Annotated in this window: 12 protein-coding genes; 2 read left to right on the top strand and 10 right to left on the bottom strand. The window is 38.6% G+C overall.

Translation table 11 applies throughout. From position 1 onward, the window contains the following. Positions 1-177 precede the first annotated feature (177 nt). On the top strand, positions 178-663 hold the full coding sequence (locus tag M3600_RS06675) for a hypothetical protein (RefSeq protein WP_251645015.1): 486 nt from the start codon (positions 178-180) through the stop codon (positions 661-663). A gap of 115 nt (positions 664-778) precedes the next feature. Here the strand turns inward: M3600_RS06675 and spo0A are convergent, their stop codons facing one another. Then, complete coding sequence (spo0A, locus tag M3600_RS06670; RefSeq protein WP_233313221.1) at positions 779-1,576, bottom strand: sporulation transcription factor Spo0A; 798 nt, start codon at positions 1,574-1,576, stop codon at positions 779-781. Between the two features lie 419 nt (positions 1,577-1,995). Between spo0A and M3600_RS06665 the strand changes: the two genes are divergently transcribed. Then, positions 1,996-2,913 (top strand): 1,4-dihydroxy-2-naphthoate polyprenyltransferase, encoded by a 918-nt coding sequence (locus M3600_RS06665; protein WP_237941688.1) that lies wholly within the window; start codon positions 1,996-1,998, stop codon positions 2,911-2,913. A gap of 35 nt (positions 2,914-2,948) precedes the next feature. Here the strand turns inward: M3600_RS06665 and spoIVB are convergent, their stop codons facing one another. The 9 genes from spoIVB to nusB all read right to left on the bottom strand — a co-directional run bounded on the left by spoIVB (position 2,949) and on the right by nusB (position 12,979). Beyond that, a complete protein-coding gene (gene spoIVB / locus M3600_RS06660) occupies positions 2,949-4,235 on the bottom strand; it encodes a SpoIVB peptidase (RefSeq protein ID WP_396953788.1) in 1,287 nt (428 codons plus the stop codon). Positions 4,236-4,451: 216 nt separating this feature from the next. Continuing rightward, positions 4,452-6,140, bottom strand: coding sequence for a DNA repair protein RecN (gene recN / locus M3600_RS06655; RefSeq protein ID WP_233313216.1), 1,689 nt, complete (start codon positions 6,138-6,140; stop codon positions 4,452-4,454). 15 nt (positions 6,141-6,155) lie between these two features. Further along, positions 6,156-6,605 carry a transcriptional regulator AhrC/ArgR gene (gene ahrC, locus M3600_RS06650; RefSeq protein ID WP_233313215.1) on the bottom strand — a complete coding sequence of 150 codons (450 nt, stop codon included), beginning with the start codon at positions 6,603-6,605 and terminating at the stop codon, positions 6,156-6,158. Positions 6,606-6,861: 256 nt separating this feature from the next. Continuing rightward, positions 6,862-7,683, bottom strand: coding sequence for a TlyA family RNA methyltransferase (locus M3600_RS06645; protein WP_251645010.1), 822 nt, complete (start codon positions 7,681-7,683; stop codon positions 6,862-6,864). Between the two features lie 7 nt (positions 7,684-7,690). Beyond that, entirely contained in the window at positions 7,691-9,583 is a 1,893-nt protein-coding gene (gene dxs / locus M3600_RS06640; protein WP_233313211.1) for a 1-deoxy-D-xylulose-5-phosphate synthase, read from the bottom strand. 417 nt (positions 9,584-10,000) lie between these two features. After that, positions 10,001-10,888, bottom strand: a complete 888-nt coding sequence (locus M3600_RS06635) for a polyprenyl synthetase family protein (protein WP_251645008.1) — start codon at positions 10,886-10,888, stop codon at positions 10,001-10,003. A gap of 4 nt (positions 10,889-10,892) precedes the next feature. After that, positions 10,893-11,126: an exodeoxyribonuclease VII small subunit gene (gene xseB / locus M3600_RS06630; RefSeq protein ID WP_233313209.1), complete on the bottom strand. Its 234-nt coding sequence runs from the start codon at positions 11,124-11,126 to the stop codon at positions 10,893-10,895. A gap of 6 nt (positions 11,127-11,132) precedes the next feature. Continuing rightward, positions 11,133-12,479: an exodeoxyribonuclease VII large subunit gene (xseA, locus tag M3600_RS06625; RefSeq protein ID WP_311315887.1), complete on the bottom strand. Its 1,347-nt coding sequence runs from the start codon at positions 12,477-12,479 to the stop codon at positions 11,133-11,135. 110 nt (positions 12,480-12,589) lie between these two features. Further along, positions 12,590-12,979 (bottom strand): transcription antitermination factor NusB, encoded by a 390-nt coding sequence (gene nusB / locus M3600_RS06620; protein ID WP_233313206.1) that lies wholly within the window; start codon positions 12,977-12,979, stop codon positions 12,590-12,592. Positions 12,980-13,186 lie beyond the last annotated feature (207 nt).

Raw genomic sequence — 13,186 nt, 5'->3', positions numbered from 1 at the left:
ACCGGGTTTTCAACACGGTCTCTTTTTTTACTTTTTTTATTTACATAAAGATATTCGGCTGATTTTTTTACAAATTTACTTGCACGAAAAGAACATATTCAGATTTTGAAACAATTCTGAATCATAACCCGTATATAACTTATACTCATTAAATGGTCTGGAGGAAATAAAGATAATATGCAGATTAGAATTGCTGTTTTTTTTGTCTTAAGCTTATTTTTGTTGGCAGGATGTTCACTTGAAGTAAAGCGATCAGAAGAATTTAAGATTACAGATGATGAAGAAAAAAGCAATGCTGATGAAATAAAGGAAATGGATTATATTGACACGACCCATAAAACAATCGATGGCTTGATTGATGAATTAACTGCGTTAAAAAGGAATAATGAAGAAAGTATCCTGTCTAGTGACTTAGAAACTTTGCCAACAATCTATAAGGAAAAAGAAGATTTGCTGACAGATAAACAAAGATTCCAATACAGCAGTACTATGCTCGCAATGGACGGTGCACTAGAAGAGGTCGAAACCATCAATTCATTAACGCAAGAAAGCCTACATACGAAAGATACTAAAAAGCAGGAAGAACTGCTTAACATGCTCGATCAAACCATTTATAATCTTGAGGCAATTATTGAAGTATTAGAAAATGAGCGGAATTATTAGAACAAGAAGTATTCTTGTGTCTTACTTGACTATTTTATTTCAGAAAAAAGCACTTCCCATTAATAAATAGGAAGTGCTTTTCTTCATTTACCTAATAGATTAGTGACAATCTTTATTAGGAAGCCTTATGCTCCAATCTCAGCTTATCTGCCACAATCGCGATAAATTCTGAGTTCGTTGGTTTTGCTTTGGACATGCTGACAGTGTAGCCGAACAAAGTGGAGATGGAATCGATGTTGCCTCTGCTCCACGCCACTTCAATCGCATGACGAATTGCCCGCTCTACACGGCTCGCAGTGGTATTATATTTTTTAGCAATATCAGGGTAAAGAACTTTTGTAATCGAGCCTAATAATTCAATATCATTATACACCATTGAAATAGCTTCCCTTAAATAAAGATAGCCTTTAATATGGGCAGGAACACCGATTTCATGGATGATGCTCGTGATGCTTGCATCAAGATTTCTTGGTTTTTGTTCTTGCTGCTGTGATCTGTAAGATGTTGAGGATGTTTGTTTGCGGACAAAACCGTTTGATTTGCCGCTCACCTGGCGGATATGGCTAGCTAAATAATCCATATCGAATGGCTTTAAAATAAAGTAAGATGCTCCAAGGTCAACAGCTTTTTTTGTGACATCCTCTTGACCAAAGGCTGTCAGCATAATGACATTTGGCATGGATGGAATACTCAATTGCTTCATTCTATCGAGAACGGCCAAACCATCTAAATGAGGCATGATTATATCCAATACCATAACATCAGGCTGTATATCCTCCAGAAGATCCAAACACTCCTGACCGTTATGGGCTACACCGACGACTTCCATATCTTCCTGGGAATTTATGTATTCCTCCAGCAATCCAACAAGTTCTCTATTGTCATCAACAACACATACTTGTATTTTCTTCAATGATAGTTTCCTCCTCAATATCCAATATCTCTCTATTTCTACTTTTATTCTAAATGACAATTTCGACAAAGTAACTAAAAATCCTTTGATTTTATAAAAAAATATAGAAAAACTCGTTTTTTCTCATGTATTCTCTTATTTTCGACCACTTTCGCCATTTAACTGCTTTCTGTGCGTGTTTGTCGAATAATCTTTATGTATTTATTATACAACCTTTATAAGGTGAGAATAAAGCTTTTAATGGTTATTAAAGCTGATAATTTTACCCCATTAAAAAAATAAGTATTTTATAACTAAAAAAATATGGCGATTTTATGAATACGCTCTTGTTGCTGACGGGAAATTTAAGTTATTATAAAAGATGGACTTTCGCATATCGTATTATTTTTTAGAATGGTTTTACAGAAAGGATTTTTTTTATGGAAAATGTTGCAAAGAACGATCAGCCTACACATAAAGTATTGTGGCAGCTGACAAGACCACACACGTTAACTGCTTCTTTTGTTCCTGTATTTATCGGAACAGTTTTAGCATTACAATATGAACAGATTCATCCAGGTTTATTTTTGGCGATGCTGTTTGCTTGTTTGTTTATTCAAATAGCTACGAATTTGTTCAATGAATATTATGATTTCATTCGCGGATTGGATACTGCCGATTCTGTTGGGATTGGCGGTGCTATTGTCAGACACGGGATGAAGCCGAAAACAGTTATGAACTTGGCAGTCGGCCTTTATGCTGTTTCGCTCCTTTTAGGTGTTTATATTTGTATGAGCACAAGCTGGTGGATTGCTCTTGTCGGCCTGCTTGGTATGGCAATTGGTTACCTATATACAGGAGGACCGCTTCCTATTGCCTACACTCCATTTGGTGAATTGTTTTCTGGCATTTGCATGGGAACGATTTTCATCCTTATTTCTTTCTATATTCAAACAGGTTTTGTTAATGAACAAAGCATTTTGATTTCTGTGCCAATCGCGATTTTAATCGGCTGCATTAACCTGTCTAACAATATAAGAGATATTGAAGAGGATACTCTCGGGGGCAGAAAAACAATTGCGATTTTAATGGGATTTGAAAGAGCTGTCCAGCTCCTTGCTGCATTATTTGCCATATCGTATATTTGGGTTATCGGAATTATCCTATTTGGTGTAAGCAGTCCATGGCTCTTAATTGTATTCTTAAGTATTGCTAAACCAATCCAAGCAATCAAAGGCTTTAAAGGCAGCCGCAGTGAAACACCACTTGCGATGAAATCAACAGCCCAAACAAATACATTCTTCGGATTGTTCCTAGGAATTGGTTTGCTGCTTGAATTTATCTTTTCAAACCTATAAAAAAAAGCGCACCTAATTGGTGCGCTTCTTTTCATTTAGGAAGCCTTCTGCTTGTTTTCCTCATAAATGTCAATTCCAGCTTCATTCAGCATCCATTCAATATGAACACCATATCCACTAGTCGGGTCGTTAACAAAAACATGGGTAACTGCTCCGATAAGCTTACCGTCCTGAATGATAGGGCTGCCGCTCATTCCTTGCACAATTCCTCCTGTTTTCTTCAGAAGCTCCTTGTCTGTTACCTTGATAACCATCCCTTTTGTTGCTGGGAATTTCTGCGGCACAGAGCTGACCACTTCTATATCAAACAATTTCACTTCGTCATTATCAACAACAGTAAGAATTTGTGCCGGTCCTTCTTTCACTTGGTCGGATAAGGTAATCGGCATTGCTTTATCCATCACTCCATTGGAGATACCTCTATTTAGTTCACCAAAAATTCCGAATGGGCTGTTTGTTGTAATATTACCAATTACTTCTTTATCGGAAGAAAATCTCGCCAGCTTTTCACCTGGATTGCCATTTTCCCCTTTTTCTATGCTTGTAACAGTCGATCGCAAAATTTCTCCGTCATCGACAACTATTGGCTTTTTCGTATCCATATCAGAAATGACATGGCCTAAAGCTCCATATTTTTTTGATTGCGGATGATAGAACGTCATCGTTCCAATTCCAGCTGCTGAATCTCTAATATATAACCCCAATTTATATGTGCTTGATCCTTTTTCTTTTAAAGGAACCAATTTTGTTTTGATTTTTTCTTTTTCTCTCATTATTGTTAAGTTAAGCGGATCTCCAGTTTCGCCTGCACTTTGGACAAATGGTGCTACGTCCGCCATTTTTTCGATTTGTTTGCCATTGATTTCTGTAATCATATCTCCAACTTTTATGCCAGCCTTTTCACCAGGGGAAGCTTTGCCATTTTCCGTGTTCACCTGATGATGGCCGACGATTAATACGCCAACTGTATTTAATTTTACCCCGATGGATTGTCCGCCTGGGATAATTTTAAAGTCTTTTAAAACATTCACATCAACTTTTTTTATCGGAAAGCCTGCCAGCTCTAAAACCATTTCGTTTTTACCATTCTCTTCACCATGCAGCGAATACTTCCCTTCATCTTGACTTAAGGCAACGACTGAATTGTCCTCTGTCATCATGCTTGATGCAGGTATCGATGAACTGTTTATCACTGTATTTTGGCCTTCAAAGATAGTGACGCTTTTTGGGATATGAAGATATTGTTGAAAGGGTTTATTGAAACTTAAAGATATTAATGAAACAAGGAGAATTCCACCAATTATTTTTCTAAGGAAATCCATTTTCAAATCATTCACTCTCCTCGCTTCTTGTCACCAAACTTGTGGCTTATATATAAGTTTGCCTGCATGGCGGTCATTTATTACTGTAAAAACTATAAAAAACCTGCACACTTTGGTTAGTAATAGTAATTTTGTAAAACTTGAATAGCTAAAAGCATACTCAAAAGTTCCTTAGTAAAAATAGAAAACCCCTGTTAAACAGAGGTTTTCCTTGTTCTATCCATTATTCTTGACCTTTTGGGCTAATTTTAACAGCTCTTTTGCATGTTTTTTTGTCAAATCGGTAATTTCTGTTCCGGATATCATTCGGGCAATTTCTTTTACTTTATCTTGTTTTGCCAATGGAGTGACAGTCGTCGAAGTTCTTCCATCATGAATGGCTTTAGCAATATAAAGATGGGTATCTGCCATGGCGGCCACTTGCGGCATATGGGATATGCAAAGCACCTGTGAACCTGCTGCAACTTTGGATATCTTTTCAGCAATCGCTTGTGCAACTCTACCGCTGACACCTGTATCCACTTCGTCAAAGATAATCGACGTCACGCCTTGATGCTTAGAAAAAATACTCTTTAATGCAAGCATCATTCTCGACAATTCACCGCCTGAAACAATTTTAGACAATGGCTTAAGCGGCTCGCCCGGATTTGTTGAAATATAAAACTCCACATCATCCATACCAGATTTAGTTACATTATCATCATCCGCATTAATTCTGACTTCAAACACTGTCTTTTCCATATACAGCTGTTTCAGTTCTTGATGAATGTCTTCTGTCAATCGGAGTGCAGCTTTTTTGCGAAGAGAACTAAGCTCATTTGCTTCTACTAACAAATCCTTTTTGATGCTTAATAATTCTTTTTCAAGCATATCAATATGTGTTTCTTTATTTTGGAGTGTTTCGAGCTCCTCTTCAATTTTAGCGGCATATTCCAATATTTCGTCAACGGATTTTCCATATTTACGTTTTAGTGAATTTATCTCATTCAGTCTGGATTCTATACTATTGAGCCGTTCAGGGTCATATTCAAGATAATCAAGACTGTTTCGAAGCCTGCTTGCAACATCCTCCAGTATGTAAAAACTGTTAGATACAGAATCTGCAATCTCTTTATACTCTGGATCAAGGCTTGCTGCTTCTTCCATATGCCCCATCACTTCACCAAGCCAGTCTAACCCCTTTTGTTCTCCCTTTAAGGCAGTATAGCTTGTTTGAATGCTTTCGAAGATTCTCTCAAAATTGCCGAGCTTTTTTCTTTCCTCCAGCAATTCTTCATCTTCATTCTTTTGCAGATTGGCATTAATAATTTCCTGATGCTGAAAGGTTAATAAATCCAAACGATGAGCCATCTGCTGTTCATTTTCAGTCAAGTTCATAAGCTTTTTTTGTGTTTGAGTATACGAACGGTATAATGCTTCATATTCCTTTAGCACAGGGGCGAGTTCTGTATGAGCATACGTATCCAGAAGCATGAGATGTTTTGTTTCATCCATCAATTCCTGATGCTCATGCTGGCCATGGATATCGATAAGGCTTGAGCCGATTTCCCTCAATGTGGATATCGTTATAAGCTTTCCGTTTATTCGGCAAACACTTTTGCCTGAAACGGAGATATCTCTTCTCAAGATAATGGTTCCTTCCTCGATATCTATTCCGAACTCTTCCATTTTCTGAAAGCAAGGATGGCCATTTTCAATATAAAAAAGCCCTTCTATTTCTGCCTTTTCTTCCCCATGGCGAACAAATTCAGCAGAACCCCTGCCGCCTACAAGCAAATTTATCGCATCAATAATAATGGATTTCCCAGCACCTGTTTCCCCTGTTAGAACGGTCAATCCTTTTTGAAAGGAGACGGATAAGGATTCTATTATGGCAAAATTTTTAATTGATAATTCATTAAGCAAAATATGTCACCTCTTTTACAACATATCAAGAAAGCGGTCTGTAATCGTTTGTCCGTCTTCTGCAGTACGGCAAATAATAAGACATGTGTCATCTCCACAAATGGTCCCTAAAATCTCATCCCAATCAAGGTTATCGATCAGCGCACCGATTGCTTGTGCATTGCCAGGAAGTGATTTCAATACGAGCAAATTTCCTGCAGAATCAATTTTTACGAATGCATCCATTAGCGTTCTTTTTAGTTTCTGCAGCGGATTAAAGCGCTGGTCTGCCGGCAAGCTGTATTTGTAGCGGCCGTCCTGCAACGGCACCTTTACAAGATGAAGCTCCTTAATATCTCTTGAAACAGTTGCTTGTGTCACATTATAACCAGCATTCTTCAGCTCATCTACAAGATCATCCTGTGTTTCTATTTCATTATTGGCAATAATATCTCTTATTTTTATATGCCTTTGGCCTTTATTCATATCTATCATTCCTTTATGGACAATTTGTCCACTTTTTTTAGAGTGGTGATTTAAAAAGTTTTTAGTTAAGTACATTTTTTTGTCTGCATTATGCAGACTTTAAAGTCTATACTCCTATATTTCGCCATCGTTTGACAAAAACCTTCTTAATCCTTGTATTCTCATTGTATCTTTATTCTATAATTTGTATGTATTCTTTTGCAATCCAAAAAGGAATAAGTGTGAACTTATTCCTTTCAGAAGAGTCCCTATTAACTTACTGCTTTGCTTTTTTCAGTTCCTCATGTGCAGAATCTACGACTTCTTTTATGTGGATTTGTGCATCTGTTCCGTCTTGATTTTCAGACCAATATAAATGGAGAAGGAATTCAATGTTCCCATCTCCGCCTGTTATCGGTGAAAAGGACAGGTTTTTGATTTGATAGCCTTCCTTCTTCGAAAACTCAATAATCGTTTCGAGTACATCCATATGAACCTTTTTATCGCGGACAATTCCCTTTTTGCCGACTTGCTCTCTGCCTGCCTCAAACTGCGGCTTAACTAATGCAATAATATCACTGCCAGAAACCAGCAAGGTTTTCAACACAGGAAGAATCAGCTTTAAAGAAATGAAAGAAACATCGATGGATGCAAAATTCGGCATTTCTCCTTCTAAATCTGCAGGAGTAACATAACGGAAGTTAGTGCGCTCCATTACAACTACTCTTTCATCTTGTCTAAGCTTCCAGGCAAGCTGGTTATAGCCCACATCAAGTGCATAGGACATTTTCGCACCATTTTGTAAGGCGCAATCTGTAAAACCACCTGTTGACGCGCCTATATCGAGCAGAACTTTGTCTCGAGCTGTTAAATCAAAGACTTCCAGTGCTTTTTCCAGCTTCAAGCCGCCGCGGCTCACATATTTCAGCGTTTTTCCTTTGACAGTAAGCTTGGATTCTGCCGGGATTTTTTCGCCCGGCTTATCCAGTCTCTCCTCATCACAATACACAATTCCTGCCATGATGGCTCTCTTTGCTTTTTCTCTCGTTTCAAATAATCCTTGCTCGACTAATAAAACATCAATGCGTTCTTTCTTCATCTATTATCTAAGCCCTTTTTTGTTTTTTTCTCGCAATCGAGTTAATTCTTTTAACCGCTTCTTCTGTTGTTAAGTGAATTTCTGCCAACAAGGAATCAACATCTCCATGCTCTATAAATTGATCAGGAATTCCCATTCTGTCAATAACAGTAGACCCAAAGCCAGCTCCTTGTGCATATTCAAGAACATAGCTGCCAAAACCGCCTTGCAATACTGCTTCTTCTATTGTTAATATTGGCATTTGGAGTTTGAACAATTCATTTAGCATCTGCTCATCCAATGGCTTGATAAATCTTGCATTAATGACTTTAACAGATGTTCCTTGCTTTTCAAGAATTTCAGCAGCTTTCATCGCCATTCCGATTGTTGTACCGAATGTCAAAATAGCTGCATCTGTGCCTTCTCTCAGCACTTCCCAAGTTCCAATTGGAATTGACTGTAATGTTTCGTCCATCGGAACACCAAGCCCGTTGCCTCGAGGGAATCTCATTGCAATCGGTCCATCATTGTAGCTAAGCGCTGTATGAACCATATGCTGACCTTCGTTCTCGTCTTTCGGCATCATTATTACTAAATTCGGCATATGGCGAAGGAAGGAAATGTCATACACACCTTGATGTGTCTCTCCGTCTGCACCTACAAGTCCTGAGCGGTCAATACCAATAAAGACGTTCAGATTTTGTCTGCATACATCGTGAAGCATCTGGTCATATGCTCTTTGCAGAAAAGTAGAATAAATCGCCAAAAACGGCTTCATGTTTTGGGTTGCAAGCCCTGCTGCAAGTGTAACTGCATGCTGTTCTGCAATTCCCACATCCAGCATTCTGTCCGGAAACTCTTGCGCAAAGGCTTCAAGTTTAGACCCAACAGGCATGGCAGGCGTAATGGCGACAATTCTTTCATCCTGTCTAGCAAGCTTAAGCACCGTATCACTGACAAGTTTGCTCCATGCTGGGGCAGTATTGGCAGGCTTCACTAGAGCACCTGTCTCAATTTTATATGGACCTGTTCCATGCCATGTGCCGACCTTATCCTTCTCAGCAGGTGAAAAGCCTTTGCCTTTTTTCGTCAATACATGCAAAAGGACCGGGCCTTCCGTTTTCTTTGCATAATTCAAATGTTCCATTAAATCTTCATAGTTATGGCCGTCGACCGGACCTAGGTATGTGAAGCCAAGCTCTTCAAAGAACACACCAGAAACAAGCAGATATTTTAGACTGTCTTTAATTCTTTCTGCTGTCGCTGCCAGCTTCCCGCCAACTGCGGGGATTTTTTTCATGAGCATTTCCAGTTCATCTTTCGCCCATTGATATTTACCGGCTGTCCGCAGTCTTCCAAGCACATGATGCAATGCTCCAACATTTGGTGCAATGCTCATTTCATTGTCGTTAAGAATCACAATCATATTAGTTTTCTCATCGCCAATATGGTTTAAAGCTTCTAACGCCATTCCGCCTGTTAAAGCACCATCACCAATGATTGGCACAACATAAGAGTCTTCCTTCTTCAAATCACGAGCAACTGCCATACCCATTGCCGCTGATAAAGAGGTAGAGCTGTGACCAGTTTCCCAAACATCATGCTCGCTTTCATTCATTTTTGGAAATCCTGATAACCCTTTATATTGTCTGAGCGTATCAAAATCCTTCGCTCTGCCTGTCAAGATTTTATGCACATATGCTTGATGTCCTACATCCCAAATAAACTTATCTTTCGGGCTATCAAAACATTTATGCAATGCAATTGTCAACTCGACTACACCTAAATTCGGACCGAGATGTCCGCCCTTATCCGACAGTTTATTTATTAAAAAATGACGAACCTCTTCACTCAACTTCTCAAGTTCTTCGATCGATAGGTCTTTGAGAAAGGCTGGATTCTTTATTGACGATAAATCCATCGTTAACAACTCTCTTTCCTTCAATTTAAACCTTATATAAAAAACCGTGTTTATTTCCTTTTTTATAAATAAATTAAAATTATGTATGCTTTATTATCATCTAACCTTTATTATTAGCTATACATATTAAATATGTATTATACCATTCAAACATCCTTAATAGGAAGTAATTCTATATAGTTCTTACTAAGTGGTAAATATATATTAAAAAAGAAAACTTAAATCCGAACACCTTTTTCACATAAAAAGTACCATTCATGTTTATTTTAACATAAAGCTCCTAAAAATAACCGCTAACACAAAGTGATAACGGTCGTATTTACGTATATTCTTTACGTAGCAGGGTTAACTTGTCCTTAAAAAAAGAAGTGTCTTCTCCCAAATATACCCTAATTCAATTATTAGTTAAACATGTTTTTAGCTGTTACGATTACCGACTAAATCTGTCATTTCCTCCAACAGTTTAGTTTCCAGCGATAAACCGGCGAGCTTTTCCTTAGCGGCAGCAATATGATAAGCGAGCTCTTTTTTTGCCCCGTCCATTGTCAGGAGAGCGGGATATGTACTCTTATGATTATCTTCATCACTTCGAAGAGGCTTGCCGATCAGTTCTTCATCGCCCTCTACATCTAAAATATCATCTCTGATTTGGAAGGCTAGACCTAAGTGATAAGCAAAAGCTGTTAAAAGCTCAATCTGCTCGCTTTTTGCGTCTGCAAGATGAGCGCCGACTAAGACACTTGCCTCGAGCATTTTGCCTGTTTTATGGACATGGATATATTCAAGATCTTGTTTAGAAAGCTGTTTTCCTTCCCCTTCAATATCGCCGACTTGACCGCCGACCATACCTTCAGCACCTGCAGCCTTCGCAATAATTTCCAGCACTTTAATTTTTTTATCTGCGTCAGTGTCTTTCATGCTTGTTACAAGCTGAAAGCTGTATGTAAGCAAGGCGTCTCCTGCAAGAATGGCAATAGCTTCACCATAGACTTTATGGTTAGTAGGAATACCTCTTCGCAAATCATCATCATCCATGCTTGGCAGATCATCATGAATCAATGAATATGTATGTATCATTTCAATTGCCGCAGCGGGTATAAGTCCAGATTCGGGATCTTTCCCAAAAGCCGCCATTGTGGCGAAAGTGAGCAACGGGCGGATGCGCTTGCCGCCGGCAGAAAGAGAATAGTGCATGGAATTTAGAATAACTTCCGGGGCTGCCAGTTGTGAAACGCTGTCTTTTAATTGCTGTTCAACTAGTTTTTTATATTTTTCTGTAAAAGCTGCTAAAGAAAGTCCGGACAAGCGCTTATTCCTCCTCGCCTATGGAAAATGCTTCTTTTTGTCCATTATCGAGGACAACTTCTGCAAGCTGTTCTTCCACATTTTTTAGTTTATCATGACAAAACTTCGATAGTTCCATCCCTCTTTTGTAAGTATTGATTGCTTCCTCAAGAGGCACATCGCCTTCCTCAAGCTTTTCCACAATCTTTTCTAGCTCTTCCATCGCTTCTTCAAAGGATAAGCCGGTTATTTTAGACATATTTATTCACTCCTTAATAGATGTCACTTGAGCTTTTACTGTTCCATCCGAAAGCCGCAGTTCTATTTTTTCATTTTTGGTTACTTGTTTTATGCTGGAAATTAATTTCCCTTCAGTTGAATAAGCAAGATTATAGCCTCTTTCCATGATTTTCAATGGACTCAATGCATCCATTTTGCCAATGATGGAATGAAACATCTGTGCTTTGTTCTGGTATATTAAACTCATATTTCGAACAAGGTTTTTTTCTAGGCTGATTCGGTCCTTTTCTGCAAGACTCAGCAGCTCTTGTGGATGACGTCTGAGAAGGCGGCGTGCCAGAACTTCCTGCTTCTCTTCATTTGATGCAAGCAGCTTTTTAATATTGCGCTGCAATAATTCATTTTGCCTATCCAATTGTTCCATCTTTTGGTCAAGGAGTAACTTTGGATAACGAAAGGCATATGATTTTTCCATCTTTCCGAGTCTGTGCTTTTCCTTGTCGACCCTTTCTTTCATTCCGCGAATGAGCCTTGCCTTACGGGTCAGCACTCTTTCCATAAGCTCTTCCATATGCGGTGCTGCCATTTCGGCTGCTCCAGTTGGCGTTGGAGCTCTCAAATCTGCAACAAAGTCAGCGATCGTGAAGTCTGTTTCATGCCCTACAGCAGATATAATCGGAACTTTCGATGCAAATATAGCATTAGCAACAGCTTCTTCATTAAATGCCCAAAGCTCCTCAATCGAACCGCCGCCTCTTCCGACAATCAATACATCAATGGATGGGCCCGTTAGATTGTTAGCTTTTTCAATTGCTTTTACAATAGAAGGTGCTGCTGCCTCTCCTTGAACTAGTGCAGGAAAAATGATGATTTTAGCGATTGGATAACGCCTTTTGATGGTGATGAGTATATCTCTGATGGCTGCACCTGTAGGAGAAGTGATAATCCCGATTGTATCAGGATATTTTGGGATTGCTTGTTTATATGTAGGAGAAAACAGTCCACTTGCCTCCAATTTTTTCTTTAGCTGTTCATATGCCAAATACAAGTCGCCGACACCGTCTGGCCTCATTTCTTGCACATACATTTGGTATTGACCGCTTTGCTCATATACGGTAACAGATGCCTTTACAAGTACCTTCATGCCGTTTTCAGGCTTGAATTTCATGCCTTGTGCGTTTCTTGAAAACATAACGGCAAGAATTCTTGCTTTATCATCCTTTAATGTAAAGTACATATGCCCGCTGCTATGCTGTTTAAAATTGGATATTTCTCCTTTGACATGGACATGTTGCAAATGGGGATCTGCATCAAATTTTCTTTTTATGTATTTTGTTAATGCTTGTATTGTTAAATATCTATTTTCCATTATATAACGCTCCTATACAGGATAAAAGGGAATGGCAGAAGTCCTGCTTTTCCCTTTCGAATGACGAGTAAGCCCTATTTGGCATGCACTCTTTTATTCCCTTTAGTCAAGCCTTACAAACTGTTTTTAATTTTAGAAAGGATGCCATTAACAAACTTGCTTGATTTATCATCACCATATGCTTTTGCAATTTCTACCGCTTCATCAATTACTACATTTTGCGGCACTTCCTCTGTATTGTAAACAAGTTCATAAACAGCTATGCGAAGCAGATTTCTGTCGACATTGGCAATTCTTTCAATCGTCCAATTTTCCAAGTGCTTCTTAATATGCTCGTCAATAGATAACTGGTTGTCCAGCACACCATTCACCAGTGCAGACAAATAGGCATCCGGCTTTTCTCCGTCTAATGCATGGATGATTGCCTCATTTTTGTCTATATCGCTCAGGTCAATTTGAAATAATGCTTGAAGCGCCTTTTCTCTTGCCGTTCTTCTTTTCATTTCCTTTATGCTCCTTTAAACACTTGCATGTAATTTGCATGCTTGTCATGTTTTTCTCTAAAAAATCCTGTCATGGACTCTTATTTTTATACTATTTGATCTCATTCATGCTATTTTTGCAAACATTGCTAAAAAGATAATAGCATATATAGCTTGAAACTGCTATTCACGAATGAATCAGACAAAGAAAAAAGCTGCCATGGATAG

Origin of the sequence: Niallia sp. MER 6, assembly GCF_023714395.1 — a bacterium.
Taxonomy (GTDB): Bacteria; Bacillota; Bacilli; order Bacillales; family Cytobacillaceae; genus Niallia.
This window is presented reverse-complemented; position numbering and strand designations above follow the sequence as displayed.

What these genes read in the sequence shown, in the direction of transcription:
- M3600_RS06675 (WP_251645015.1), top strand. Translation starts at nt 178, where the DNA reads ATGCAGATTAGAATTGCTGTTTTTTTTGTCTTAAGCTTATTTTTGTTG.
- M3600_RS06665 (WP_237941688.1), top strand. Translation starts at nt 1,996, where the DNA reads ATGGAAAATGTTGCAAAGAACGATCAGCCTACACATAAAGTATTGTGG.
- spoIVB (WP_396953788.1), bottom strand. Translation starts at nt 4,235, where the DNA reads ATGGATTTCCTTAGAAAAATAATTGGTGGAATTCTCCTTGTTTCATTA.
- ahrC (WP_233313215.1), bottom strand. Translation starts at nt 6,605, where the DNA reads ATGAATAAAGGCCAAAGGCATATAAAAATAAGAGATATTATTGCCAAT.
- M3600_RS06645 (WP_251645010.1), bottom strand. Translation starts at nt 7,683, where the DNA reads ATGAAGAAAGAACGCATTGATGTTTTATTAGTCGAGCAAGGATTATTT.
- dxs (WP_233313211.1), bottom strand. Translation starts at nt 9,583, where the DNA reads ATGGATTTATCGTCAATAAAGAATCCAGCCTTTCTCAAAGACCTATCG.
- xseB (WP_233313209.1), bottom strand. Translation starts at nt 11,126, where the DNA reads ATGTCTAAAATAACCGGCTTATCCTTTGAAGAAGCGATGGAAGAGCTA.
- nusB (WP_233313206.1), bottom strand. Translation starts at nt 12,979, where the DNA reads ATGAAAAGAAGAACGGCAAGAGAAAAGGCGCTTCAAGCATTATTTCAA.